The organism is Rhodohalobacter sp. (assembly GCF_041686455.1).
Lineage (GTDB): Bacteria > Bacteroidota > Rhodothermia > Balneolales > Balneolaceae > Rhodohalobacter.
The window spans coordinates 1-26,143 of the sequence record NZ_JAWLDW010000029.1 but is presented as its reverse complement, the minus strand read 5'-3'; the positions used below and the strand labels follow the sequence as shown (position 1 = coordinate 26,143).

Annotated in this window: 25 protein-coding genes; 22 read left to right on the top strand and 3 right to left on the bottom strand. The window is 42.4% G+C overall.

The genetic code is table 11. The features are described from left to right. Window positions 1-33: 33 nt before the first annotated feature. Together tsaE and ACESM0_RS05635 are read left to right on the top strand one after the other, a co-directional pair. The gene (gene tsaE / locus ACESM0_RS05640; RefSeq protein ID WP_372904495.1) at window positions 34-453 is read left to right on the top strand and encodes a tRNA (adenosine(37)-N6)-threonylcarbamoyltransferase complex ATPase subunit type 1 TsaE; all 420 of its coding nucleotides are present in this window, start codon (window positions 34-36) and stop codon (window positions 451-453) included. Further along, the gene (locus tag ACESM0_RS05635; RefSeq protein WP_101073349.1) at window positions 450-734 is read left to right on the top strand and encodes a hypothetical protein; all 285 of its coding nucleotides are present in this window, start codon (window positions 450-452) and stop codon (window positions 732-734) included. Before tsaE ends, ACESM0_RS05635 begins: the two co-directional genes overlap by 4 nt. On the opposite strand, the gene ACESM0_RS05630 is transcribed toward ACESM0_RS05635, so the two are convergent. Then, window positions 726-2,135, bottom strand: coding sequence for a sodium:solute symporter (locus ACESM0_RS05630; protein ID WP_372904493.1), 1,410 nt, complete (start codon window positions 2,133-2,135; stop codon window positions 726-728). The two genes, ACESM0_RS05635 and ACESM0_RS05630, sit on opposite strands and share 9 nt — an antisense overlap. Next, the gene (locus ACESM0_RS05625; RefSeq protein ID WP_372904491.1) at window positions 2,135-2,779 is read right to left on the bottom strand and encodes a thiamine diphosphokinase; all 645 of its coding nucleotides are present in this window, start codon (window positions 2,777-2,779) and stop codon (window positions 2,135-2,137) included. The genes ACESM0_RS05630 and ACESM0_RS05625 overlap by 1 nt, the downstream gene beginning before the upstream one ends. Before the next feature lie 105 nt (window positions 2,780-2,884). On the opposite strand from ACESM0_RS05625, the gene ACESM0_RS05620 reads away from it, so the two are divergent. The 12 genes from ACESM0_RS05620 (at window position 2,885) to ACESM0_RS05565 (ending at window position 12,017) form a co-directional block, all read left to right on the top strand. Continuing rightward, window positions 2,885-3,859 (top strand): DHH family phosphoesterase, encoded by a 975-nt coding sequence (locus ACESM0_RS05620; protein WP_372904489.1) that lies wholly within the window; start codon window positions 2,885-2,887, stop codon window positions 3,857-3,859. Beyond that, entirely contained in the window at window positions 3,856-5,112 is a 1,257-nt protein-coding gene (locus ACESM0_RS05615) for a S1C family serine protease (protein WP_372904488.1), read from the top strand. The genes ACESM0_RS05620 and ACESM0_RS05615 overlap by 4 nt, the downstream gene beginning before the upstream one ends. Before the next feature lie 61 nt (window positions 5,113-5,173). Continuing rightward, complete coding sequence (locus tag ACESM0_RS05610) at window positions 5,174-6,178, top strand: RluA family pseudouridine synthase (RefSeq protein ID WP_372904486.1); 1,005 nt, start codon at window positions 5,174-5,176, stop codon at window positions 6,176-6,178. A gap of 6 nt (window positions 6,179-6,184) precedes the next feature. Further along, window positions 6,185-6,520, top strand: coding sequence for a gliding motility protein GldC (gene gldC, locus ACESM0_RS05605; protein WP_372904484.1), 336 nt, complete (start codon window positions 6,185-6,187; stop codon window positions 6,518-6,520). Window positions 6,521-6,588: 68 nt separating this feature from the next. Further along, window positions 6,589-7,554 (top strand): acetyl-CoA carboxylase carboxyltransferase subunit alpha, encoded by a 966-nt coding sequence (locus ACESM0_RS05600; protein WP_372904482.1) that lies wholly within the window; start codon window positions 6,589-6,591, stop codon window positions 7,552-7,554. Between the two features lie 5 nt (window positions 7,555-7,559). Beyond that, the gene (locus ACESM0_RS05595; RefSeq protein WP_372904481.1) at window positions 7,560-7,997 is read left to right on the top strand and encodes an acyl-CoA thioesterase; all 438 of its coding nucleotides are present in this window, start codon (window positions 7,560-7,562) and stop codon (window positions 7,995-7,997) included. Then, a complete protein-coding gene (locus tag ACESM0_RS05590; RefSeq protein WP_372904479.1) occupies window positions 7,997-8,431 on the top strand; it encodes a DUF2085 domain-containing protein in 435 nt (144 codons plus the stop codon). The genes ACESM0_RS05595 and ACESM0_RS05590 overlap by 1 nt, the downstream gene beginning before the upstream one ends. Window positions 8,432-8,443: 12 nt before the next feature. Then, the gene (locus ACESM0_RS05585) at window positions 8,444-9,031 is read left to right on the top strand and encodes a DUF4199 domain-containing protein (RefSeq protein ID WP_372904477.1); all 588 of its coding nucleotides are present in this window, start codon (window positions 8,444-8,446) and stop codon (window positions 9,029-9,031) included. 4 nt (window positions 9,032-9,035) lie between these two features. Further along, a complete protein-coding gene (locus ACESM0_RS05580) occupies window positions 9,036-9,965 on the top strand; it encodes a type II CAAX prenyl endopeptidase Rce1 family protein (RefSeq protein ID WP_372904475.1) in 930 nt (309 codons plus the stop codon). A 3-nt stretch (window positions 9,966-9,968) separates the two neighbouring features. Further along, window positions 9,969-10,262 (top strand): putative signal transducing protein, encoded by a 294-nt coding sequence (locus ACESM0_RS05575; protein ID WP_372904473.1) that lies wholly within the window; start codon window positions 9,969-9,971, stop codon window positions 10,260-10,262. Beyond that, complete coding sequence (locus tag ACESM0_RS05570; RefSeq protein WP_372904471.1) at window positions 10,259-11,059, top strand: phosphatidate cytidylyltransferase; 801 nt, start codon at window positions 10,259-10,261, stop codon at window positions 11,057-11,059. The genes ACESM0_RS05575 and ACESM0_RS05570 overlap by 4 nt, the downstream gene beginning before the upstream one ends. 55 nt (window positions 11,060-11,114) lie before the next feature. After that, window positions 11,115-12,017, top strand: coding sequence for a TIGR01777 family oxidoreductase (locus ACESM0_RS05565; protein WP_372904469.1), 903 nt, complete (start codon window positions 11,115-11,117; stop codon window positions 12,015-12,017). 4 nt (window positions 12,018-12,021) lie between these two features. Here ACESM0_RS05565 and ACESM0_RS05560 read toward each other — a convergent pair whose 3' ends face one another. Next, window positions 12,022-14,682 carry a hypothetical protein gene (locus ACESM0_RS05560; protein ID WP_372904467.1) on the bottom strand — a complete coding sequence of 887 codons (2,661 nt, stop codon included), beginning with the start codon at window positions 14,680-14,682 and terminating at the stop codon, window positions 12,022-12,024. A gap of 113 nt (window positions 14,683-14,795) precedes the next feature. On the opposite strand from ACESM0_RS05560, the gene ACESM0_RS05555 reads away from it, so the two are divergent. The 8 genes from ACESM0_RS05555 to dnaK form a co-directional block, all read left to right on the top strand. Beyond that, window positions 14,796-16,904 (top strand): BatA domain-containing protein, encoded by a 2,109-nt coding sequence (locus tag ACESM0_RS05555; RefSeq protein WP_372904465.1) that lies wholly within the window; start codon window positions 14,796-14,798, stop codon window positions 16,902-16,904. A 6-nt stretch (window positions 16,905-16,910) separates the two neighbouring features. Beyond that, window positions 16,911-17,501: a hypothetical protein gene (locus tag ACESM0_RS05550; protein ID WP_372904463.1), complete on the top strand. Its 591-nt coding sequence runs from the start codon at window positions 16,911-16,913 to the stop codon at window positions 17,499-17,501. Window positions 17,502-17,525: 24 nt separating this feature from the next. Next, window positions 17,526-18,812, top strand: a complete 1,287-nt coding sequence (gene hflX, locus ACESM0_RS05545; RefSeq protein WP_372904461.1) for a GTPase HflX — start codon at window positions 17,526-17,528, stop codon at window positions 18,810-18,812. A gap of 1 nt (window position 18,813) precedes the next feature. After that, the gene (locus ACESM0_RS05540; protein WP_372904459.1) at window positions 18,814-19,482 is read left to right on the top strand and encodes a CBS domain-containing protein; all 669 of its coding nucleotides are present in this window, start codon (window positions 18,814-18,816) and stop codon (window positions 19,480-19,482) included. Between the two features lie 89 nt (window positions 19,483-19,571). Then, window positions 19,572-22,559, top strand: coding sequence for a tetratricopeptide repeat protein (locus tag ACESM0_RS05535; RefSeq protein WP_372904457.1), 2,988 nt, complete (start codon window positions 19,572-19,574; stop codon window positions 22,557-22,559). Window positions 22,560-22,562: 3 nt separating this feature from the next. Continuing rightward, entirely contained in the window at window positions 22,563-23,852 is a 1,290-nt protein-coding gene (aroA, locus tag ACESM0_RS05530) for a 3-phosphoshikimate 1-carboxyvinyltransferase (RefSeq protein ID WP_372904455.1), read from the top strand. Window positions 23,853-23,972: 120 nt separating this feature from the next. Beyond that, window positions 23,973-24,401, top strand: coding sequence for an Hsp20/alpha crystallin family protein (locus ACESM0_RS05525; RefSeq protein WP_372904453.1), 429 nt, complete (start codon window positions 23,973-23,975; stop codon window positions 24,399-24,401). A 39-nt stretch (window positions 24,402-24,440) separates the two neighbouring features. After that, window positions 24,441-26,143: molecular chaperone DnaK (gene dnaK, locus ACESM0_RS05520; protein ID WP_372904451.1), on the top strand; the 1,703-nt coding region annotated here is incomplete at its 3' end.

Sequence of the window (26,143 nt, the reverse complement as noted above, 5' to 3'; positions counted from 1 at the left end):
CCGTTTCCATTTTGAAGTCGAAAAAGTAGACTAATGGAAAAGAAAATCAGCCGCAGTGAAGAGGAGACTTTCCGGATTGCCAAGGAGTATGCCATGCAAATCAAACCCGGTGATGTTATTTGTCTGGAGGGCGACTTGGGTGCGGGAAAAACTCATTTCACCAAAGGTTTTGTCACAGCGTTCGGACTTGAAAAGGATATCGTTTCCTCTCCAACGTTTGCACTAATCAATGAGTATCAGGGTGATAATATCGAAATATTTCATTTTGACTGCTATCGCCTTGAAGAAATCCAGGAAGCGCTTGAGATTGGCGCAGAAGAATACTTTTATGGAGATGGAATTTGTATTATTGAATGGCCTGAACGAATAAGGGCAATTTTACCTTCACATTCCAAAACCGTAACTATTACCTCAACAGGTCCCTCGGAACGGGAAATACGATTTAATTCATGAGTACCAAAAATCGGAGGCTTTCATATCGACTCGATCTGCTCCCGGTAATCTATCCGTATCACCGGCGTGCAACAAATCCCATTCAGTTGGGAGACTTGGTGTACTATGGGCCGTCGCCTGAGTATTACGGGATCGGTGAAGTGGTGAGTGCCGAGGATAATTACTGTGTAGTGGATTTTAGGGGAACGGGATTGTTGGGGATTCAAAAAGATGTTTTTCAAAATAAGTATCTAATCCCCATACATAAGCTCAATTTAAGCCACTTGCTTAAATCAACCTAAAGACTTTTTGCTATCCCCATCTCTGCCAACCAACCAGATGAGGATGGCTACTGCCAATCCAGGGTAAAACGGTTCTAATCCAAAAAATGCATATCCAACGGATTGATCCGGGCTCAGTGTTCCCAAAATGAGCCAAATAAACGACACAGCCGATGCACCGATTATGGTACCGATCACGAATAAATTTTTCATTCTAAACGGCTGTAGGTAGATTCCAAGAACGGGTATTAACAATCCCGGTATGAATACAGAACCGATAACATACCACAGATCAATGACGCTAGGGTAGATGATGATTAGAAGTATTCCCAGAAGTGCGGAGATCAGTATTCCGATTCTGGTGAGCAGGTTGGGGTTTGTTTTTGGGAAATACTTGAACAAAAAGTCCCGCCCAAGAGTCTGGCCTGAGATAAATAGATAGCTGTCCAGGGTAGACATGATGGTTGCCAGCAGAGATACAAAGAAGAGCCCCTTCAAACCGATCGGTAGAATTTCCTCCGCAAGCATTGGGTATGCCAGAACCGGTTGTTCCAATCCTGCCCCGAGGATAGCAAAGGCATAAAGCCCAGCAAAAGCCGTTAAAAAGTCGAATCCTATCCAAAAGAGGATAGAGACAAAAATACCTTTCCGAGCGGTTTCAGGTGATTCCGCTGCTGCGGCCCGCTGATGGAAGCTGGGATCGACAAATGTCCAGAGAGCGATAAAAAACCAAACCAGAATATACTGAATACTGTTGCCTCCGGTGATGTCAAAATGATCATCCGTAACGGCATTTGTCAGCTCTCCAAAGCCTCCAAAAGTTCCAATTGCAAAAAGGAGCAGGATGATAAATCCTGAAAACATCAGAATAATCTGAAGGATGTCCGTTCGGATCACTGCACCAAAACCTCCAATGGTGATATAAAGCACGGAGAAAAGTGCTACTAAAGAGGCATAAAAGAGAAAGGGGGCTTCACCGCCCGACAGAAATTGGAAAAGCAGACCAAGCATCAAAATGTATGGTGCAGGACTTACCAGAATAAAAATAGGAAGCGCACTCAATCGCCCTGCTCTTTCACTGTATCGATTTGCAATTGCTTCCGGAATGGTCAGGGCTTTATTCAGACGGATTTTTCCGGCCAGAAAAATGGCAAAAAGCGCGGAAAATATATAGAAAGGAGCGCCAAGAATGAGCCATTGTGAAATGCCATATTGGTAACTCCATTCGCCAACACCTAAAATCCCCCCATACCACGTGGATACTAATGTTGCAACAAATGCGGGAAGAGTGACTTTTCTGCCGCTTAACAGAAACTCTTCTTCATTGTCAGAAGACCAGCCTTTTTTCCAGCTCAGCCAGATTAGAAATATGAAGTAACTTGCAACGAGTGACCAGTCGAGTACAGAGAATGTGGATTCCACTACCTGTCAGTTTTGTGATTAATGAAGATGAGAAGGTCTCCCTTTTTATGGACAATTTCGATCTTTTTTTCCGTGGTCAAATTTGAACTTCCATCCTGTATACCATTTTCCAGTGTGCCGTTGGACATTGCGTATTTTAAACCGGTTGTTGTAACTCCTTCTACTTTACCTGAAAGCGGGAAAAGGGATACGGTAGTTTGGAGTGGCAATTCAGTTTCAAAATTTTTGGGAAGCAGAAACACGACAGAGTATTTGTCTTTGAAAACGAGTGTTTCAAACTGATGGTTAAACTGTTTCAGTACGGAAAGATTTTTAAGTGTATGATCCAGGCGTTTACCTGTTGCACCAAATACAACTACATTTTTTCCTTCTTTCTTAAAGGCGTAGGCTAAAGCTTTCTCGAGATCGTTAGTTTCCTGGTCAGGGTCGTGAATGACACTTGCCTGTTCTTTGCCTGTTTTAGAGTAGCTGTCGAGATCTCCAATGATAATTTCTGGCTCTACCCCCATGGATTTGGCAATAAATGCGCCACCGTCTGCAGCAATGAACAGCGATGAATGTTTGAGTGCCTCTTTTAGTTGTTCAGGCCTCGGGGGATTACCGTCACATAATATTACTACATTCATCAATTTGGTAATTCTCAACAGTTAAAGTTTAATTTGACGTTTTACCTCAATTACACCTACGTTTATATCTTTTCAAAAATTGAGCAATTAGCCGTTTTAAAATCAGCTTCAGGATAAAGAATTATGTTTAAAGAATTCATCAAAAAGATAAAAAAATACAAACGAATTGGTGTTGTATCACATATTCGGCCTGATGGCGACTGTATTGGATCCCAGGTTGGGCTTTCTCTTTGGTTAAAAAAAAATGGGTTTGACGTACAGGCCTTCAACGATGACGATGTACCCGTAAACCTTGAGTGGCTCACCCAATACTTTCAAATTCAGGAATTTGATTTAGAGAAAATTAAGCAGTGCGATTTGGTCATTTTAGTGGATGGAAATGCACTACACAGATTTGCCCATTCAGATAGCTGGACGGATTCAATAGATGCACCATTCTGGATGATAGACCATCACCCTGATCCAAATGATGAGTTTGACCTGCAGATTTCTGTGCCCGGCGCATCCTCAACTTGTGAGCTGATCTATAATCTGTATAACCAATACGATATTGAGCAACTCGATACAGATGCAGCAAAAGCGCTGTATACAGGCATTATAACGGATACAGGTTCGTTGCAATTTGACAGTGTAACACCTAAAACGCTTGAAGCCGTTGCCGATATTTTGAAACGGGGAGATTTTAAGCCCAATATTGTAGCTGAACAGGTTTTTTCAACAAAAACAGAAGCACAGTATAAATTGCTAAGCGAGGCGCTCGGCACTATAAAATTGTATGAAAACAATCAGATTGCATTGATGTACGTTACGCAAGAGATGCTTGAGAAAACAAAAACTACGAACAGCGACACAGAAGGTTTTGTGAGCTACCCTCTTAGCATTGCCGGTGTAAAAGCAGCTATTTTAATGAAAGATTTAGCAGAAGATGGCGTTAAGATGAGCCTGAGGTCCAGAAGTAACGTGAATGTTAATCAGTGGGCCAGGGAACTGAATGGCGGTGGCCATAAAAAAGCAGCCGGCGCTTGGCATCCGGGGCCACTTGATAAAACCATTGAAGAAGTGATAGCAATTGGCAGAAAACAGTTAAATTCAGATTGAAAAAGAGTCTACTACATATCGCAATGTTTATTTTTGCCCTGTTTTTGGCCTCATGTCAATCATCGGGTGAAAGTAATGATAGTACGAATTCAGAGAATGATCAGTTTATTGAACGAGCACCTTTTTCGGCGGCCTATGTTCAAAACTCACAGGGAGAGATCAGCAGAGCTTCAAACTCATTGTCTGAAGCAGAAGAGACAGATGGAAGAATTGAATCCAGCCGAGTAAATGCGATTACAAGATCTGTAGAAAAAGGGAGTGGAGCAGTTATCAGTATTATGGCTACTGAACCAATCCGGGAACAAGATCCAGCAAGAGATGAGTTTTTCAGATTCTTTTTCGGTGATCAGTTTCCCAGAGAAAATACCAGTATGGGCTCGGGTTTTATTATAAGTGAAGATGGCTTGGTTGTAACTAACCAGCATGTGGTTGGCACTGAGCCATCAGAAATCATGATTTCTATGGGAGATGGCTCAACCTTTGAAGCTGAGCTCGTAGGTTACGATGAACTTACAGATATAGCTTTAATCAGAATTCAGTCTGATCAAACCTTTCCCTATTTGAGTTTTACCGATTCAGACAGCGTAATTGTGGGTGAATGGTCCATTGCCTTAGGTAACCCATTTGGGCTTTTCGACGATGGCCGGCCGTCAGTTACTGTAGGTGTTGTGAGCGCTAAGAATCGAGATTTTAGAGCCAATCCGAATAACCCCCGTGTATTTATCGATATGATTCAAACAGACGCTGCGATTAATCGGGGCAATTCCGGTGGACCGCTTTTGAACAGTAATGGCGAGGTTATTGGGATGAATACCTTTATCTATACAGGTGGTACAAGTGCAGGGTTTGTTGGTCTGAGTTTTGCGATTCCGAGCAATAGAATTGAAAAAATTATATCGCAGCTGCTTACCAGTGGCGTCGTAATGCTCGACTACGATCCCGGTATGGAATTTACGTCTATGACTGAGCAGCTCATTTACCGATATCGGCTTCCTTATGTTCAGGGATTATTGGTTACCAGCGTGAACAGAAACGGCCCAGCTTTTGAGTGTGGAATTCTCCCCGGCGATGTAATTGTACGAATTGGAGATGAACGAGTTATGAGTGAAATGCATGCCTGGGCTCTGCTGCGAGACTATGACGTGGGGGATGAAATGCAAGTAGAGCTGCTTAGAGAAGGCGATCTGTATCAAACTGAAATGATGCTTCGCCAAAAAGTGAAGGATAATTCGTCAAATGCATCGAATAATTGATAAAGGTAATTAAACATCGCCTGACTGAATTCGAACTGAGATTTTTTGTATTTTTGGTCGCATGTTAGTTGAAAGAGAAAACCCGAATAGAACCGAATATCTGCTCAATGTACCCGAAGGGCAGCATAGCGATATTCGTTTGGACAAATATATCACCTCCTTTGTTCAAAACGCCTCTCGAAATAAGGTGCAGAAGGCAATCAAAGATGGCCATGTGCTGGTGAATGGAAAACTTGAGAAGTCTTCCTATATCATGCAGCCGGGTGATAAAATTGAGATAAGTCTGCCAAAACCGCCTGCCCCCGAAGCAAAGCCGGAAGATATTCCGATTCATATCGTTTATGAGGATGATGAATTGCTGGTTGTCAATAAAGAGGCCGGTATGGTCGTACACCCCGCATTTGGGAATTGGTCGGGTACAATGGTGAACGGCTTGCTCTATCACGCCGACACACTATCAAAAGATGATGAGGAGACCCTGCGGCCAGGAATTGTCCATCGCCTTGATAAAGATACCAGTGGATTACTAGTAGTAGCGAAGAATGAAGTGGCTCATAAAAAGCTGTCAAAACAGTTTGCTGAAAAGAGTGTGGAACGCACATATTGGGCAATTGTATGGGGGAATCCGCCGGATAGCGGTACTATTGAGGGTAATATCGGCCGGTCACCTCGAGATAGAAAAATTATGACCGTTTTGAAGGAGAAAAAGGGGAAAAGTGCTGTCACCCATTTTGAAACGATTGAACGGTTTGACCATTTAGCGCTTCTGAAAATTAATCTGGAAACTGGCCGAACCCACCAGATTCGTGTTCATATGCAGCACGAGCATTTATATGTTTTTGGTGATCCAACCTATGGTGGAAGTTCGGTGCGATACGGACCCAACACAGGATCGAGAAAAGCGATGTTCAACAATCTTTTTTCTAAGCTTGAACGCCAGGCTCTTCACGCAAAAACCCTTGGATTTATTCATCCGGCTACAGAGAAGTATGTAGAGTTTAATTCAGAACTGCCTGAAGACTTTCAGTATGTACTGGATACATTACGAACAAATTGTAAACCATAGAAATCTATGTCTGAAAAGAATAAAAAAATTGAAATTGAAGTAGAACTTGATGAAAAAAATATCCCTGAAAATATTCAGTGGAGCGCTACAGACTTGCAAGGGTATGACGAAGCGAACTGTCGTGCAATGATTCTTGCGTTGTGGGATCATCAACGAAAGGATACACTTCGGCTCGATTTGTGGACGAAAGATATGACCGTGGATGAGATGAAAATCTTTTTTCATCAAACACTGGTAACCATGGCCGATACACTTGAAAAATCTATCAACGACCCGCGAATAAGCGGAGATATGCGTGATTTTTGCGCCTATTTTGCGGAAAAGATGGAAATTTCTGAATAAGAAAAGTGTTATAACACGCAGAAGAATTGTTATTATATTGATATTCTGAATAAAATAAATTGATAGTTATGCAATATCTCGATTTTGAACAGCCCATTGCTGACCTGGAAAAGAAAATAGATGAACTGCAGGAGATTTCTGTTGATGATGAAGTTCTGAAGCCTGAGATTGACCGCCTTCGGAAAAAGGCGGATCAACTGCGTGAATCCATTTTTACCAATCTGACTCGATGGCAAAGAGTGCAACTGGCGCGTCACCCTGAACGGCCTTACACACTAGACTATATTGAGAGAATCACGGAAGATTTTATTGAGATGCATGGAGACCGTTATCACTCCGACGACAAAGCAATTGTTGGTGGTTTGGCGACCATAGCCGGGCAGTCGGTTATGATTATGGGGCATCAGAAAGGAAGGGATACCAAGAGTAGACAGTATAGAAATTTTGGTATGGCTAATCCCGAGGGTTATCGAAAAGCGTATCGCCTGATGAAACTGGCCGAAAAATTTGGCATCCCCGTAGTAACTCTGCTCGACACACCGGGCGCTTTTCCGGGACTCGAAGCTGAAGAGCGCGGCCAGGCGGAAGCCATTGCTAAAAATTTAAAAATGATGGCGGTACTGGAAGTCCCAATCCTGAGCATTGTTATTGGTGAAGGTGCTAGTGGAGGAGCTATCGGTATAGGCATGGGAAATGAGGTATACATGATGGAAAACACATGGTACTCGGTAATAGCTCCGGAATCGTGTTCATCCATTTTATGGAAAACGTGGGACTACAAAGAACAGGCTGCTTCTGCACTGAAGCCTACTGCAAAGGATCTTTTAGAACTTAACGTGATCGATGGAATCATACCTGAACCTCTTGGTGGAGCACATCGCGACTACGAAAAAGCAGCTGAGGCGGTTAAGAATCAAATTATAAAAAGCCTCAAAAAACTTAAGAAACTTAAGGTCGATAAGCTGATAGATCAGCGAGTTGAAAAATATGCTTCGATGGGTGACTGGGAAGTGGCATCAGGTAAAAAAGATTAGTTTTGATGATTAAGCTCCCGGAAAATGATCCGGTATTACGGTATAACCACATGCTCAGAAGCAGGTATGGGGAAACGGATCAGATGGGGTATGTATACTATGGCAGATATCTCGAGTTTTTTGAAGTAGCCCGTACCGAGATGATTCGTTCTCTTGGATTTTCTTACAAAAAACTTGAAAAGGGGGGAGTCATGCTCCCTGTAATTTATTCTCAAATCGAGTATAAATCTCCAATTTTTTATGATGAGGAGATGAAAATTGAAGTTTCTATTTTTGAGAAACCACTTGTACGCCTCGAAACATTTTATCGGGTTTTTACTGAACGTATTGACTCACCACATGTTTTGGGTCAAGTGAACCTCTGCTTTACTGACAGCAAAACCCGGCGACCGTGTAAAGCTCCGGAACACTTTCTGATGCATCTGGAAAATCAAACCGATTGATGAAGTACAAAGCACTTTATGCAGGGGTTCTTGTAGGGCTTATACTTCTGGTCTTGTTTTCACTGGGCAGCGGATTTTGGGGAGGATCTGCCGGTTTACACTGGACAGAACAACTATTCAGCGGGGTATGCCATCAAATTCCAACCCGCACGTTCACATTTATGGGAGAATTAATGGCGGTAAATACCCGATGTTTCGGTATTTTCTCCGGTCTGTTGGCAGGCTGGATACTCATTCCTGTGTTAAAAGATATAATTTCTGAAAAAAAATGGCCATTAATCTGTCTTTTGTTTGCAGGGTTACTTCAAATCATCGATTATTCAGGCAACTTATTTTTACTGTGGGAAAATACAAACAGTTCTCGATTTTTACTGGGCCTTCCTCTTGGGATATTCAGTTCAATCGTTATTGCTGATTTGTTTCAATCAAACTAAAAGGGGATAATAATGGAAATGGAAGAGGTGAATCAGGAACAGGATAAGTCATTCAGCTTTAGCAGCTATTGGCCATCAGTTGCTATAGTGGGAGCCATATTCAGTTTTGTTAGCTTTGTAATAGGGCTTTATTTCGGCTACCAGCAAATTAATACAGAACCAACAGGTTCTTTTATTTCTCCTGTTATGATAAGCAGTGGTGTTATTTGTCTGGCAACTGCATTTGCCGGAATGCTCGCAGTTTGGCACTATACAAAGGAAGTTAGTCCATTTATGAAACTGGGGCAGGGCGCATTGGTTGGCTTTTTAACAGGAGCCGCAATTGTAGTGTTTAGCACTATTTTAAATGAGTTATGGCTTTTGATAGATCCCGAATACACAGACAAACTTATCGAAGCGACTATCGCAAATGTTGAAGCGATGGATCTTCCGCAGGATGCGAGTAACGAAATGGTAGATTCAATGGCACAATCTATGGGTGATCAGTCTTTTTTTAAACAAATATTTGTAGGTATTCCAATACCAGGACTGTTGAATATGGCAACCGCCATGATTGGAGTTAAGATTTTTGCAAAAAATGAAGACGAGATAAGTTTTTAAATTTATGACCAAAGATTTATCGGGTAACTCATTTACAAAAACACAAATTCGATCTTGGGCGGAACGTAACGGGTTTGCAGATTGGGCAGTGGCCCTCATTTGGTTGATTGTCGCATTCGTCATGTTTCAGGTAACGGCCGGTGTTGTTTTCTTCGCTCTGTTACTGATTTTTGGGGAAATTACATCGGCCGCAGAGGTACAGGATGTACTGCATAATCATCTCGACCTGCTATTTATCGGTAATTCCACCGGACAGATCGTATTTTTGGGAGCTGCAACGTTTTTAATTACTAAGCTTCATCTAAAAAAGGAGAGAGTATTTAATTTTCTAAGATTCAGATGGAAAAATGATACTCCTACATATCTCTTTTTAGGAGCCGCGTTGGTTGTTGTTGTTCAACCCATTATTCTCTATCTGGGTTATTTCAATTCATTGCTCCCAATCCCTGAGTCATGGTCAGATTTACAAGTGTCTCAGTATGAGATGTTTGAGCAGTTTCTAAAAACAGAGGGAATTGTTTGGTTTGGACTGTTTCATATTGCACTGGTTCCGGCTATTTGCGAAGAAATACTGTTCAGAGGTTACATTTTCAGAGCTTTTCAAAGAAGCTGGGGTATTCTTTTAGCTATTATTCTCTCTGGACTTGTATTTGGGATGTTTCATCTGCAGGTGCCAAATCTTTTACCACTGGCAACATTGGGCATCCTGCTTGCCACAATGACGTGGTTGAGCAGAAGCATCTGGCCGGCAATAGCGGCACATTTTGTTAACAACGGTGGAGCAGTTTTACTGGCCACTGCCTACCCCGACCTTGCCTTTGGTGATGTAACAGCGGAGACGTTGCCATCGGTTTGGCTGCTATTAGCCAGTATTATACTAACGGCCGGTGTTATTTACGCTATGATCTACCGAACAGAAGCTATTTTGGAGTGAATTATGTTTAAGGATCCTACACCAAATAAGTTTGAAAATTGGGTTTGTATACTTGAAAGGGGTACTGAATATGAAGTGCAGATGGTTAAAAACTATTTGAACAGTTTGCAGATACCCTCTAATATTTTATCTAAAAGAGATCGGTCATACAGTCTTAATTTTGGTGAAATGTCGATGGTCTACCTCTATGTTCCAAAGGAGTTTGAAGAAGAAGCCAGAGAGGCACTGGAAGAAATTGATGAGCAGGTGGAGGATAATGAAGAAGACGATGCTTGGGATGAGGAGGATGCATCTTGAATGAACTGGCAAAACGTGTATTTGTAGGTGTACCGGCCGCCGCTTTTTTTATCTGGATGATCTGGCTTGGCGGTGGAGCGTTTCAGATTACTATTTTTGCAATTCTTCTGATCACTGTATGGGAAGTTCACAGGATGATGCAGAAAACCGGCTTCAGTGATTTTTTTCCTATTTCACTGATCTTTGTACTGCTGGTTTGGAATCCTGATTTCATGCCTCAGTGGTTAAACTTATCCATTGCAGCGGCAGCAGCACTTTTGACGGTCATCGCTGTGATAAGCAAACATTCGGAAACATCCGTTAGATGGCTTTCAACTCTGTTTACCGGGGTATATCCGGCCTTAGGTTTTGTGATGCTCATTAATATCAGAGAGCTTGGTTCATCAATTGAAGGTTTTTGGCTCACAATGTCGCTAATGCTGATGATATGGGGGAATGACGTTTTTGCCTATTTTGGAGGAAAATCTTTCGGCAAACATAAATTAGCACCCAATATTAGTCCCAAAAAGACATGGGAAGGTTTTGGCTTCGGCTTTCTTGGTGCCGCCGTTGGGTTTTTAATTGCCTTCTATGCTGCGGCATCTTATCCGCTAGAGCTTTGGACACTTGTACCGGCCGTCTTGATCGTCAGTATTGCGGGGCCACTCGGAGATATTTCTGCTAGCCGAATTAAACGAATCGCAGACGTGAAGGACTCATCATCCATACTTCCGGGACACGGTGGCTTTTTTGACCGTTTCGATTCGATGATTCTATCAGCGCCTTTTATATTTTTTTATTTTTATGCACTTCTGTAATCCGAGTTTAAATCAATTGGATTGATCTGCTTACCCAAAGTGTTCAATAAATACTATGAAAGAAAAAAAGATACTTATTACCGGTGGTACCGGATTTATTGGAGAGTACCTAACTGAAGAGCTGCTTAAAGACGGGCATTTTTTAACGATTGTTACAAGATCTCCGGAAAAGTATAAATCTGTAAGTTCAAAAAATCAGCAGTTTATTACGCTGGATCAGGTAGATGATAGAATGCCTGATATGGATATTGTAATAAACCTAGCGGGTGAGAGTATTTTTGGTCAGCGTTGGACGGATGAAGTAAAAAACAGAATATACGAGAGCCGTATTCATACCACACGTTCCCTGGTTGATGCAATGAAAGCTACTGAAGACAGGCCTGAACTTTTTATTTCTGCATCTGCTGTTGGAATTTACGGGGACTCGGGTGATACCCTTCTGGATGAAGATAGTTCATTTGGATCTGATTTTTTGGCAACGGTATGTGAAGATTGGGAAAAAGAATCAATAAAGGCAGAGTCGCTTGGAGTGCGTGTAGCAAACCCGAGAATTGGTATTGTGCTTGAGAAAGATGGCGGTGTTATTGAACAAATGAGTACACCTTTCAAATTTTTTGTTGGCGGACCTGTTGGTTCGGGGGATCAATATGTGCCTTGGGTACATATGAAAGATCTGTGCAATGCCATACTGCTTCCGATAAAAAATCAAAACTTTAGTGGGCCTTACAACGCATGTTCTCCAAACCCGGCAACAATGGATGAGTTGGCAAATGCTTTAGGCAGAGTAATGAATCGTCCATCACTGTTTAAAGTTCCGGAATTTCTGCTCAATATCGCGTTAGGTGAGGCAGCTGAACCCATATTGGCAAGCCTGAGAGTTCAGCCTAAAGTTCTTCAAAAAGCAGATTTTAAATTTGCATTCGAAGATTTGGAAACGGCACTGGGAGATATTTTATAGAGACTTACTCAGTTTCGCCTTCCATTCTGGTACGGATAATTGACCATGCTCTTAACCCATCTCTGGTTTGAGCAACAATCTCCTTATTGCCATCCCCATTGATATCGTATATAACTGGATAATTCATACCTGTGGTTGGCAGATCTAATAGTCTTCGACTGGATATAAGATCCCATGCATAGAGGCGTCCAAAGCCTGCAAGTGAAATTAAATCCATTCTTTGATTGCCGCCAAGATCTGTAACAACAGGGTTGAAACTTTCTGAAGATGGCTGACCCATGCTTTGTGTGAAAATTAATTCACCTTTATTGTCATATAAAAAGAGTGAACCATTGCTGGCCTGAACTAAGACAAAATCGTCACGGACCAAATCTCCATCCACTCTTATCATTAGGTTATAACTTTGTGGGGTCGCATTCAGAGAGGTATTTGATACCTGAATGGACTGCACAAAGAGAGAATCAGTTGAATGAGTTACAGAGAGTGAATCCGTAAATAGGGAATCTCTTCCAACAGCATAGAGATTGCCATCATATCCGGCTCCCATTATGTGGTCTTTAAACATGGATGGAGCCCCGTGGATTTGTGCGGGTAAAAAAACCGGAAATCCGCTTCTTCTTTGCCCATTGATTGCCCAAGCGTGTAGAGTATTTTCTGAATAGACAAAAAGGGATCGCTGTCCTAGGTATGTGTCGATATAGGGTTTTTCGTTAACAACAGAATTGGTGCTTTGGGGCCATCCGGAAATAGCCTGACCACGCGAATTAAGTATGTGCAGGTTTCGATTATTGGTACCGATAATCAGCTCAGCCACACCGTTACGCGTCACATCCTCTACAGTTAAAGGTGTTGTGATTGTTTCTTCCAGAATTATTGGGAAATTTGGTAGTTCAACTCCTGAATTATTCCACGCATATACTTTATTTCCGGCCGCCTGCAAGATTACGTTCTGGTTATTACCGTACCAATCATAAACAACCGGTGGTCCAACAGGTGTATCTGAACCGGTTGATGTTTCCAGAACGGTAGTACCGTCGGATGCAAGGGCATATACATTTCCGCGATTTGTCGAAAATACAACTTCATTTCGGCCACTGCTTGTTATATCAGCTAGCACGGATTGGCCTGTGATTTCAGCTCCGTCCAATGGAAAAATCCAACGTTCACGGTATGGCTGATCGACGGTTTCTCTTTCGAATGAGTGGAATTGAACCTCTAGCTGGTCAGAAGAAACAAGTTCTGTGGTGATGACAAACTGATCCAGCGGTGATAGGATTGTGTTTAAATTATGCTGAGGATAGAGCCACGGCTGTATGAAGGTTCCAAATTGAGATGCATTCATAAAGAATAGCGAACTAAGTGATGAAGACAGGGAGTTTTTGATATCCATAAAATCATCATCGTAGTACATGACCCGCCTGCGGTTGGCATCTCCTCCTATACTTTCCGAAAGTCCTTTTCTGTTGGCAATAGCTGCCACTTCTTCATAAACAGTGATATAAAAATCAATCATGGGGTTTAACTCACTGCCAAAAAGTTTAGCTAGCCATTTGCTTCGAATTGAATAGGTGTTCCCATCGCCTAGTGCTAAATCTTCCTGCACCAGTTTGTTTAATTCTGAACGAACTGTACCTGCATCAGTAATTTTTCTTAAATAAAGAAATTCACTTGCGCTTTCAGCACCGGATTGGTCAAATGTAGCAAAAGCAAATTCATCGTCGAGCACTTCCGAAATATTTTCCCAAATAGATAAATTTTCTTCGATAAAACTGTCAACATCAGTTTCTGCCTGTAATTCATCGGCGGGAACAGAACGCGGTTGTAATCTTTGGAGTGAGAAAGCTGCACTATTCATTGGAATGTATCGATCCAGAATAAATTCATCTGTTGGTTGAGAAATTGATCTCAGCAGGGTTGATCGATCATCTGAAAGGTTCATTTCACCCGACATTCTCCAAACCGGATTCTCATCATCTACCTGATTAAAACGTAAGGATACCGGACCACCTCCGGTAAGTATATTTTGCAGTTGAGGTCGATATGTAACTTGGGCAACCTGCTGAACCCAATATTCCAAACTTTCTGTGTTGGCGATAAACGAACCCGGCGCGGCTTGTTCCTGCGTTAACTCGATAGAACTTTTTTCACCGGTTATGGTCCGTATCATATTTTCAATACCAAGACTCGACTCTGAGAAGATAGAGTAGTCGCCATTTTGAAAAGCAAACATCACACGATCGGATAAAAATATCTTTTCAATCGTGTGTCCTTTAAAGTAATATCGATTCTGTTCGAACCGTTTTTGGTAGTTTTCAACTAGCTTTTCAAAAAGTCCGGGCTGAGATTTGGAAATCCAGATTGGTTGCCAATCATTGGCGGTATCTGTATAAAAGAGTACAGCTTCAATCATGACACCGTTTTGGGATTGTTCTTCCACCCTGCTTATTAACTGAATGGCCGAAGGGGTAATATCATCTAAAAGGGGAATATAGGAGGCTTCCAAAAAATCAAGAATGGTCTTGTTCTGTTCCGGTACTAATACAAATGGGGTGTCATCAGGTACTAAATCAGACCAGTGATTGGCCGACCTGTTAAAGCAACCTGATAGAAATACTATTGATAGAAATAGAATTGAAAGTCTTGAAAATAGGGATTGATTAATCACTGCCGAGTCCGGGATAATATGTTTGTTCAGGATTGGTTAATACCATAGCTTAGTACCCATTCGTTCGAAATGTTTCAAATGGGCAAGCCATAAAGGTATAAACTTTTCGTGTAATGAGCTTTTTAAATCCACTGTTTCTAATTGCATTAATAGCAGCAGCTATACCGTTGCTGATATATTTGCTGAACGTAAGGAAACCGAAAAAAGTCCGTTTTTCAACTCTTGCTTTTTTTGACAGTCTGAAACAGACCGCACTAAAACGATTAAAGCTCAAGAGGCTACTTCTCTTAGCTGTGCGTACGCTGGCTATATTGATGCTTGTTCTGGCAGCCGCAAGACCATTGTTTCCGGGCAGTTTTGGTAGTTTGATGAATGACGGTGAGCCAAAAGCGATAGTTGTATTAATAGATAACAGTCCATCCATGCAGCAGGTGGATCAAAATGGTCCTTATTTCGATCAAGCTTTAGAAATAGCTGATGAACTGATAGGAATGGCTGATTCTGATGACAGAATTTTATTGGATGTTACGAATGGAGAATCTTTGCCATTTCCCTTTGTTTCTAAATCGGGGGCATCGGCGAGGCTGTCTGATTTTTCAATCGTAAATAAAGGGAACTACCTGGGTGATAGGATTGAAAGTGCGTTTCGTAGGTTAGAGGAGGCACCGGAGCCAAACAAACAGATCTATATTATTTCTGACGGTCAGGAAACACAGGTGAGTGAATTGGTGGAATCATCATTTTCAGATCAGCAAGAATCTGTAAATTTCATCAAGGTAGGCAGTGCTGAGCCGGCCAATACCGGAGTTGAAAGCGTAGATCTGGAGAGCTCCGTTTCAGAAGGTAAGGAAGATCTTTCATTGCGCGTAAATATCCGGAACTATGGTGTTCGGGAGGCACGTAACCAATTTTTAAATCTATCTATTGCCGGGGAATTAATTAGCCAGCAAGCCATACAATTGGACGCCGGTCAAACTGAAGAGTATATATTTCCGATTACAAATTCTGACGATAAGAGTATAGCAGCAGAAGTTTTTATTGAAGGAGACGAGCTACCGTTCGACGATCGATATTATGTAACTATTCAGCTGCCTGACAGCCGTTCCGTAGCTGTAATTTCGGAACAAAACGGGAATCAGGGATTTCAGTCCTATCTAATACCACTGCTGGAAGTTATGGGAGAAGAAGAGGGCCGATTCAATATCTCATTTTATACACTGCAAAACCTGGATGTGGATAATTTGTACGACTATGATGCTGTCATTCTGGATGGTTTGCAATCCGTCCCTGACTACCTCTCACAAACGGTATTGGACGTTGTGCAAAACGGTGGCGGCGCATTGATGCTTCCTGCCGCCGATGGAGATATCAACAGCTACAACAGAATGCTGGGATTTGGTAATGCGGGTAGGTACTCCGATGTGATTGGTTCATACGGCTCATTTGATGTGATTGACAGGATGGCCGAGCCGGATGATAGCCACCCGATTATTGACACTATTTTTGAAATAGATGAAGAAGAAACCGTTCGGTTAAACGTACCGGAACTGTTTTATCTATACAAGATAGAGGAAGGTTCATTGAGTGGATCATTTCCGCTTTTATCAACCAGGTCGGGCCAGATTTTACTGCAGGAGCAGAATATTGGAAATGGAAGAATAATCTTCTCAGCAATAGGCAGTGATCCGGGATGGTCTAATTTTCCAATTAAACCGTTTTATGCTCCATTCTTTTTCAGAACCGTTGAATATCTAGCCAGGGGCGAAGGAGCTAAAATAAATACCCATAATCTGGGCGAAAGATTTGAAACGGTAATAGGTCAATCTTTTGATTATGCTGAGATAGAAAAGGAGGGTGAAATGTTCGTTCCGGAAATTGCTCAAAGATTTGAAGGCACTGTGTTATCTTACGATGGAAAAGAGTGGGGACCGGGATTTGGAAAAATTGTTTCAGACAATTGGGAGCAGGATTTTTCTGTGAATCAGGATGCAATGGAATCCATATTAAATTCGTTGAATAGAACAGAGATTGAGAATACTTTAGAATCAGTTTTTGAAAATCTATCAGTGATTCGGGCTGATGACAACAGAGAATCATTTTATTCAGATTTGGAATCAGCTTCCTTTGGCAAGGAAATTTGGTTTTGGTTTATCATTTCGGCCATTATATTATTAATCGCAGAATCAATAATTGCCCGTTTATATAAAGTTGAAATTATTTAGAATTTGATGAACATCACTACTGATACATATAGTCTGTTTGTACTGCTGTTAGCCCTGTTTACATTAGGTGCAACACTATTAGCGGCATACTCTATTGCGAATGCATGGCGACTGAGAAACATCAGGCTTAGCTGGAAATGCGGTAAACTTTTTGGCTATCCGCTTTTTTCGACTCTATTCCTTTCATTTAGTTTAGTGGTTGGAAGTTATGTATGGAGCACAGAAATGAGTCAATACAATATCATTCTTGGAAGCTACAGCTGGATGGGTTTAAGCTGGTTTCTGGCCAGTTACTTCTCCACAAAAGTTTATGTTACAGATCATGGAATTGTTAAAAATGTTAACGATCCGTCACAAACCATAGCGTGGCACCAAATCCGCGACTATGTTGAAAAACCAACAGAGAAAGGATCGGAGTACATTTTTATTTATGAGGAGAATGGCCGTTTAAAAACTCAGAATAATCGACTGATTCGGCTTGAATTGCTTGTCCCTGATGAAAAATGTTCAAAATTTGATAAGCTCGTTACATTAAAGATCGGAAAGACTATGTCGCCTGTTACGGGTACTTCGTTCGATATAAAGGCTTTCGACTGAATTTTATAAAACACACAAAATAATTTGTTAGAAGATATACGCAAACCATCTCTCAGTAAAGAGAAGGCAGTTTTAGTTGGCATCTACGGAGCAGATACTCCGAGATGGCTGGCAGAGGAGTATCTCGAAGAACTTGAATTACTGGCCGATACTGCTGGAGCCGAAACGGTTGAAAAAGTGTTGCAGAATCGTCCTCATCCCGACCCAACTACATTTGTGGGAACCGGAAAATTACGAGAGCTGAAGTCTCTGGTGAGTGAAAAAAATGCAGACGTCCTCATATTTGATGATGACCTGAGCCCAACACAGATCAGAAATATTGAAAAGACAGTAGATAACAAAGTATTGGACCGAAGCGGGCTCATACTTGATATTTTTGCATCCCGGGCAAAAACAGCCGCGGCCAAAACTCAGGTTGAATTGGCTCAGCTTCAATACCTTTTGCCCAGACTAACACGTTTTTGGACTCACTTATCTCGTCAAACAGGTGGGATTGGAACGAAAGGACCGGGTGAAACTCAGATAGAGACTGACCGCCGCTTAATTGGTAAACGGATTTCCACGCTCAAAGAAAAGCTCGATAAGCTTGACCGGCAGCGTACCACTCAAAGAAAAAACAGAGAAGGAATTGATCAGGTCTCACTGGTTGGATATACGAATGCGGGTAAGTCTACACTTATGAATGCGCTGACCAACACGGATGTATTGGCGGAAGACAGACTGTTTGCAACTCTTGATTCCACGGTTAGACGTCTTGAAGTAGAAGATCATGAAATACTGTTATCTGATACGGTTGGTTTTATTAGAAAGCTTCCCCACAATCTCATAGAAAGTTTTAAATCTACACTGGATGAAGTTCGCGATGCGGATATACTGATGCATGTCGTAGATGCTTCCAGTAAACTTCTGGAAGATTATATTGATGTGGTAAACGATACTCTGGAAGAACTTGAGATTGAGGGTAAAAAGATGGTTTTGGTACTGAATAAGATCGATCGTCTTGAACCCAGTGAACTCATGGGTTTAAAAAAAGAGTACCCCGGAGCGGTATTTGTATCTGCAGCCAGAGGGATTGGCTTAGGGAAATTGAAAGAACGGCTAAAATCCCTGATTGAAGAAGACTATGTGGAATTTGCATACGACGTGCCAATGTCGCATTATAAAGCCGTTGCGTATCTTCACGAAGTTGCTGTAATTGACCGCGAACATTTTGAGGGGAATCACGTAACAATAGAAGGAAGTGTATCTAAATCGGAACGCGATCGATTTGAAAGTATTCTCGCTGAAATTCAACCGGTAAACTCAGAATAACGTGCTAGCAAGAGAACTCTTAAATACCGAATTTACCCCGCTCACACCACAGGATAAAATTTCTGCGGCCCTAGCCAAAATGGATGCGTGGCAAACTACCCGTATTCCTATTCGGGAAGTAACAACGGGGAAGCTGGTTGGGATGATTTCGTTCGAAGATATTGCTGATGTACCTGATGATTCACAGGAGGTTAATTCAGTAGAGCTAAACTCCTCTATCTACGTTTTTTCAAGTCAGCATCTGTTTGAAGTAGCCCGTAAAATGCTTGAATATGAAGTGAGACTACTACCTGTTGTAGATAAAGACGGGATTTATCTGGGAATTGTTGAGAAAAAGAATGTATTAGAGGCATTTTCAAAAATGCTAAATATTACGACCACCGGGTCGGTAATTACAGTAGAAGTAACCAAAGAGGATTTTACGATTTCTGAACTGGTTCATTTGATCGAGACGGAGGGAGCAAAAATTCTTGGTCTAACTGTAGATCAGCCTGTTGATGATAGTTTGAGGCTTCGTATCTCGATAAAGATTAGCCATATTGATACGTCTGCAGTGGTTTCTTCACTTCAACGTCACGGCTATCATACAACGACAGAAAACCGAAATGATCTGCTTCAAACGGATATTACATCGCGTGCGGATGAGCTCTTACGCTATCTGGATATATAGTTTGTAAAATCATCATAGAAAGATGATTTGATGTTTTGTTGATTGGTATATTACATCCCTTGCAAAGAATCTATTATTCTAAAATTTACATGAGTCGAACGTTTTACCTAATCCTTCTAACAGCCTGTTTACTTTTTGCACCATCACTGCTGATTGCCCAACAGCATCAGGAGTCCTATCAAAGAGAATTTCAGGAAGCTATTCATCTGTTTGATAAGGGGCTTTTTGAGTCTTCAATTCCTCTATTTAAAGCTGCAAAAAACCAGGCAGAAAACTCTGTAACGAAAGAAACTGCAGAATTTTATCATACCCGTGCTCTTATCAAGATAGACTCTTCTGGAGTGGACAAACATGTTGATCGTTTTGTTCAATCACATCCATCCAGCAACCGTTCTGCTGTACTGTTAAAAGAGCTGGCCAATTTACAATCTGAACAGGGAGATCTGGAAAAAGCGATCCGAACAATGGACGAGGCTTTGGATTATCCGCAATCGAACAGCGATGAAGCTGAACTTTATTATATGCTCGGAGAAGCATCGGCGCAAAATGGTGATTACGATCTGGCAAGACAGTATTTTTTAACTCTATCAGATAATCATCGCAGAAGTGATTGGTCGCCCAAGGCTCTCTATGCCAGGGGAAGGTTGTTTTTGGAAGAAGAGAAATTTAATGAATCCGCTGAAGCCTTTGAGTTACTAAGAGAAAGGCACCCGTTTGACCCGATGACCAGAAGAATAGGTACTGCGTTGGGCGAATCCTATTATCAGCAGCGAAAATTTGAAGAGGCTATTGAGGCATTTAAAGATGCACTGCCAAATTTGGATCACGAAAATCGGCAAAAAGCGGTCTACTTAACAGCTGAGAGCTACAATGCACTTCAACAATTTGAAGACGCCACCCGATTTTACAGACAGTATATTAATGCAGCAGAAGAAGGTGACGATTTGCGAATTGCACACTATGGTCTGGGTTGGGTATATCATAAGCAGGAAATTTACCATTGGGCTGCACGATCATTTGGCGAAGCGGCTGTGGGTGAAGATGAACTCGCTCGAAAAGCACTCTACTATAAAGGAGCAAATGAAAAAATGGCCGGGCGGTCAGATCAGGCCATAGAAACGTTCCGCGAATTTGGAAGCCGCTTTCAATCCGGGCCGTTTACAGAGCATGCCTATTTTGAATGGGCGGTAATGGCTTTTGATGTTGGCTTTTATGGAGAAGCCATTGAAGCATTACGACCACTTGCACAGCGGGCAGATGAATTAGAAAATCCCGGTGACGTTATCACATTTTTGGGGGAAGTTTACTTTGCAAATGGCGAGTATACCCGTGCATTAGAGACCTTCGATATTGCCGAAGAACTGACGGAGTTGGCCCCGGAGCTGAAGCGCCAGGCGCGGTTTCAACGTGCGTGGGTTCAGTATAGTAATCAGGCTTATGAGCAAGCCCAGCCTGAATTTGAAAGAGTCTTCAATGATGCGTCTGATACCCCATTGGGGCGCGAGGCCCTCTTCTGGAGTGCCGATGCACATTATCAAACGAGGAATTACGGACCTGCTGCAAATCAGTATGCACGTTTTATCGAAAATTATCCAAACCATGAGCTGGTAGGGGCTGCGAAGTATGGGCTGGGTTGGTCCTATTTTATGATGGGAGATTTTGAAAATGCAACGGAACCATTAACGGATTTTCTTGAAAACTACGAACCTCCATCAATTGCACTGTTTCCCTACGATACGGACACACAGTTGAGAATTGGCGATGCTTATTATGCACAGGGAGAATATCGCGATGCTCTTGAATATTACAATATGGCAATCGGTGCAGAGCCGGGCGGTGACTATGCGATGTTTCAGGTGGCAAACAGCTACTATCGGATGAATCAGAACTTTGAAGCTGTTTCTCAGTTTCGACGGGTTTTAAGAATTTACCCATATTCAACCTTGAGGGAACAGGCTCAGTATAACGTAGCATATATCTACCTGAATACTGGAAATTACGATCAAGCGATCGAAGAGTTTCAAACTGTAATTAACCGCTACCCGGGAACGGAATGGGCAGCCAGAGCGCAGTATAATATTGGAGATTCCTATTACAATGCCGGGAACTACGAACAGGCTGTAGAAGCCTACAAGAAAGTGCTGGACGATTATCCGCGAAGCAACTACATCATTGAGGCAATCAATGGAATTCAGTTTGCCCAACTTTCAGCAGGGGAGGATGATTCATCAACAGAGGTTCTTGAGGATTTTTTGTCTGACAACCCTACGTCAACAACAGCGGACCGGTTGAGGTTCAGACAGGCAGAAAACATGATGCAGTCCGGTGACTATCAAGCAGCTGTTCGCGAATTCAGACAGTATCTCAGGATAACGAATAACCGGGAGCTGGCCCCAGATGCTTACATCAACATGGCGGATGCTTATGTACGAACAGACGAACGTGAATCCGCAATTGAAGCACTCCAAACGCTGGTTAATGATTACCCCGATTCTGACCGGGTAGCCGCTGCATTAGCCGAGCTTGGGCGTCTGCAGTACGAAGAAGGGAACTACAGAGAATCTTTGGAAAGATATGAACAACTTATAGAGACTGATGCAAGATATCGGCAGGAAGGTATCTTGGGTATGGGGAATGCGAATCTGGCCATGGGCAACGTAAATCAGGCCAGACAAAATTTTGAACAGGTACTCTCTATTGACGAAAACAGCGATGCTGCAAGGGTTGGTTTGGGTAAAGTTCTGATGGATGACGACCGCGTTGAAGAAGCGAGAAGGTTTTTCAGTCTTGTTGCAGAAAATAGCACCACCGATGTTGGAGCTGAAGCTCAATATCTGCTAGGTGAAACCTATCTGAATGAAGGGGATAATGAATCTGCCCGTGAAGCATTTTCCAGAGTACAGGTTCTTTTTGAAGCGTATGATATTTGGGTGGCTGAAGCACAGTATAAAATTGCAGAAATTCATATTCGCGAAGGCCAAAGAGGCGATGCTATTTCGCTACTAGAATCTATTATAGACCAGTATCCGGGTACTTCAGGTGCAGAAAAAGCGCAAGCTCTTCTAGACAGAAATTAAGTTATGATTCAAAAAACTGAACCTGCAAAGAAACTAGCAGGCACTTTAGTTATGCCACCAGATAAGTCGATTTCTCACAGATCAGCTTTGTTTGCAGCAATAAGCAGCAGCACAAGCGTTATTGAAAATTATTCGACGGCTGCAGATCCGCAAAGTACACTCTCCTGTTTGAGGCAATTGGGCGTTCCTGTTCATACAGAAGATCAACGTGTAGAAATTACAGGAGTAGGCCGTGATGGTTTTAAAACACCTCCAAAGCCGTTGGATTGTGGGAACTCAGGAACTACAATGCGTTTACTATCCGGGATACTGGCCGGTGCCGGAATAGAGTGCGAATTGGTTGGTGATGAGTCACTCTCTGCAAGAACCATGAAACGCATTATTGATCCGTTGGAGCAAATGGGATGTGCTATTGATGGTAGGGAGCAGAAATTTGCACCTTTGAAAATTGGAAAGCATACGGGTGTGAAACCAATGAGATACCCGCTTCCAATAGCCAGTGCGCAGCTTAAATCGTGTGTGTTATTAGCAGGCCTTTTTGGTGATGAGCCTACTGAAGTTGTAGAGACAATACCGAGCAGGGATCACACGGAGCGGTTACTGAATTTAAAAACGGAACCGTTCGGGACAGGGAAAATCATACAGAGCAGCAGAAATGATGTGTTACCCGCTCAGAATTTTCAGATTCCAGGAGATTTTTCAGCAGCAGCATTCTGGCTCGTAGCCGGATCCATACATCCTGAGGCTGAGCTTGAACTGAACCGGGTTGGTATCAATCCTTCTCGCACCGGCGCTTATCATATTTTGGAAGAGATGGGTGCTAACTTTACTCAAACAAATTCTACATTTGCCGGAAAAGAGCCAGTGGCAGATATCCATATCAAGCCTGCACAGTTAAGGCCGATCGACCTGGATCCTAAATTGATTCCAAACTGCATCGATGAACTTCCAGTACTGATGGTTGCGATGTGTTTTGCTGATGGTAAATCAGTGATATCCGGCGCTGAAGAGCTGCGGCATAAAGAAACAGACCGATTATCGGCAATGGCAGAAATTTTAAACTCTGCCGGTGCTGAAATTGAGCTTCAGGAAGATGGAATGATCATTTACGGGGATCCTAACTTTACTCCGCGTCCGTCTCGCTTTAACTCCTATCACGATCACAGAATGGCGATGGCTGCAGCTGTCTTGTCAACGCGATCTGTTGGTATTTGTGAAATTGAGGGAGCTGAGTGCACTTCAATATCCTACCCTCAATTCTGGACACATTTACACGAGCTTACCCAATCGTAGTTGTCAATTTGGCAACGGCAAATAATTCCGCATATCTACATGCCAATACGTCAGTGATCAACCACATGAACTGAGGTTGGCATTGAGGTTGCTCATATAGGAATAAAATCGACAACTATTATGAACAACTTTAGCATAGACTTGGAAAAACAGTTATCAAAACTCGGCAGAGACATTCAGCAACTGGTTGAACGAGCCGTACCCGTGCAGGGCGCGGCCAGCTTTCATCCTCGTTGTGATGTGGCAGAAAATGATCAGAAATATTCAATTATTATGGATCTGCCTGGGATGGCGAAAGAACAGGTTTCCATCACGCTGAAAAATGGTGTGTTAACCATCAGCGGTGACAGAGAACTTTATCTCGAGGATGATGAAAAGCTGGTAAAAAGTGAACGCAAGCAGGGTTCTTTTTCTAGAGCCTTTGCACTGCCAGAGCATTCCGATACATCATCTATTAATGCTGCATTTAGTGATGGAGTGCTAAAAGTTTCAGTTTCAAAAAAAGCTTCGGAAGAGGATGGCGACAGCCAGTCTATTCCAATCAAGTAAACAGTTTATAAGAATAAAAAGTAAAATAAAGACAATATTATGGGTAAAATTATAGGTATAGATTTAGGTACAACAAACTCTTGCGTTTCCGTAATGGAAGGCGGTGAGCCTGTTGTAATTCAAAACTCAGAGGGTGGAAGAACAACCCCATCTGTAGTAGCATTTTCTAAAGACGGAGAGCGCTTAGTGGGTGCGCCTGCAAAACGTCAGGCGATTACAAATCCAGATAAAACGGTTTCCTCTATTAAACGCTTCATGGGACGTATGTTCGGTGAGGTGAAAGATGAAATTGATCAGGTATCCTACAAAGTTGTTAAAGGCGATGACGGAACCGCGCGTGTTGAGATTGATGATAGAAAATATGCCCCGCAGGAAATCTCTGCGATGGTGCTTCAAAAAATGAAACAGACAGCTGAGGAGTATCTCGGTGAAGAAGTAAAAGAAGCCGTAGTAACTGTTCCTGCATATTTTAATGACGCTCAGCGTAAAGCAACACAGGAGGCCGGAAAAATTGCCGGACTCGATGTAAAACGTATTATTAACGAACCTACTGCCGCATCTCTGGCATACGGTTTGGATAAAAAGGATGACGATCAGACAATTATCGTGTATGACCTTGGTGGTGGTACATTCGACGTTTCTGTTCTGGATCTGGGCGACGGTGTATTTGAAGTGAAATCAACAAGCGGTGATACTCACCTTGGTGGTGACGATTTTGACCAGCGTGTGATTAACTTTTTGGCCGATGAGTTTAAAAAAGATGAAGGCATTGATCTAAGAAAGGATCCTATGGCGATGCAGCGACTCAAAGATGCTGCTGAAAAAGCTAAAATTGAGCTTTCAAGTTCTCAAAAAACCAACGTGAACCTGCCATTTATTACAGCGACAGACTCAGGGCCTAAGCACCTGAACATTGATGTTACACGCTCCAAGTTTGAGCAGTTGGTCGATGATTTGGTTAAGAGAACGATTAAGCCTTGCGAAAAAGCATTGAAAGATGCTGGAATCAGCAAGAATGAAATTGATCAGGTTATTCTGGTCGGTGGGTCAACTCGTATACCGAAGATCCAGGAAGTTGTAAAAGAGTTCTTTGGTAAAGATCCGAGCAAAGGAGTTAACCCCGATGAAGTAGTTGCCGTAGGTGCAGCTATTCAGGGTGGAGTTCTTACCGGAGATGTAGACGATGTTGTTCTTCTGGATGTAACTCCGCTTACCCTGGGTATTGAAACTCTCGGTGGCGTGATGACCAAGCTGATTGAAGCAAACACGACAATCCCAACCAGCAAGAAAGAGACATTCTCTACAGCTGCTGATAACCAGAGCAGTGTAGAAATTCACATCTTGCAGGGTGAGCGTGCCAAAGCACAGGATAACCGAACTCTTGGCCGATTCCACCTGGATGGAATTCCACCGGCACCACGCGGTGTACCTCAAATTGAGGTAACCTTTGACCTGGATGCCAACGGTGTTCTGAATGTAAGTGCGAAAGACAAAGGCACCGGAAAAGAGCAAAGTATTCGAATTGAGTCGTCTTCCGGATTGAGTGAGGATGAGATCGAAAAAATGAAAACTGCTGCTGAAGAGCACGAAGAAGAGGATAAAAAAGTTCGTGAGCGAATTGAAACGCTCAACAAAGCAGACTCTCTGATCTTCTCAACCCGTAAGCAGCTGGATGAGCATAAAGACAAGATCTCGGAAGATAATAAAACCAAGATCGAAGATGCTCTTACTAAGCTTGAAGA

Excerpts from the sequence above, each read along its gene's own strand:
- ACESM0_RS05525 (WP_372904453.1), top strand. The coding sequence starts at position 23,973 with ATGAACAACTTTAGCATAGACTTGGAAAAACAGTTATCAAAACTCGGC.
- ACESM0_RS05580 (WP_372904475.1), top strand. The coding sequence starts at position 9,036 with ATGACCAAAGATTTATCGGGTAACTCATTTACAAAAACACAAATTCGA.
- ACESM0_RS05555 (WP_372904465.1), top strand. The coding sequence starts at position 14,796 with ATGAGCTTTTTAAATCCACTGTTTCTAATTGCATTAATAGCAGCAGCT.
- ACESM0_RS05600 (WP_372904482.1), top strand. The coding sequence starts at position 6,589 with ATGCAATATCTCGATTTTGAACAGCCCATTGCTGACCTGGAAAAGAAA.
- ACESM0_RS05535 (WP_372904457.1), top strand. The coding sequence starts at position 19,572 with ATGAGTCGAACGTTTTACCTAATCCTTCTAACAGCCTGTTTACTTTTT.
- tsaE (WP_372904495.1), top strand. The coding sequence starts at position 34 with ATGGAAAAGAAAATCAGCCGCAGTGAAGAGGAGACTTTCCGGATTGCC.
- ACESM0_RS05585 (WP_372904477.1), top strand. The coding sequence starts at position 8,444 with ATGGAAATGGAAGAGGTGAATCAGGAACAGGATAAGTCATTCAGCTTT.
- gldC (WP_372904484.1), top strand. The coding sequence starts at position 6,185 with ATGTCTGAAAAGAATAAAAAAATTGAAATTGAAGTAGAACTTGATGAA.
- ACESM0_RS05595 (WP_372904481.1), top strand. The coding sequence starts at position 7,560 with ATGATTAAGCTCCCGGAAAATGATCCGGTATTACGGTATAACCACATG.
- ACESM0_RS05565 (WP_372904469.1), top strand. The coding sequence starts at position 11,115 with ATGAAAGAAAAAAAGATACTTATTACCGGTGGTACCGGATTTATTGGA.
- ACESM0_RS05590 (WP_372904479.1), top strand. The coding sequence starts at position 7,997 with ATGAAGTACAAAGCACTTTATGCAGGGGTTCTTGTAGGGCTTATACTT.
- ACESM0_RS05610 (WP_372904486.1), top strand. The coding sequence starts at position 5,174 with ATGTTAGTTGAAAGAGAAAACCCGAATAGAACCGAATATCTGCTCAAT.
- ACESM0_RS05620 (WP_372904489.1), top strand. The coding sequence starts at position 2,885 with ATGTTTAAAGAATTCATCAAAAAGATAAAAAAATACAAACGAATTGGT.
- aroA (WP_372904455.1), top strand. The coding sequence starts at position 22,563 with ATGATTCAAAAAACTGAACCTGCAAAGAAACTAGCAGGCACTTTAGTT.
- ACESM0_RS05550 (WP_372904463.1), top strand. The coding sequence starts at position 16,911 with ATGAACATCACTACTGATACATATAGTCTGTTTGTACTGCTGTTAGCC.
- ACESM0_RS05575 (WP_372904473.1), top strand. The coding sequence starts at position 9,969 with ATGTTTAAGGATCCTACACCAAATAAGTTTGAAAATTGGGTTTGTATA.
- ACESM0_RS05635 (WP_101073349.1), top strand. The coding sequence starts at position 450 with ATGAGTACCAAAAATCGGAGGCTTTCATATCGACTCGATCTGCTCCCG.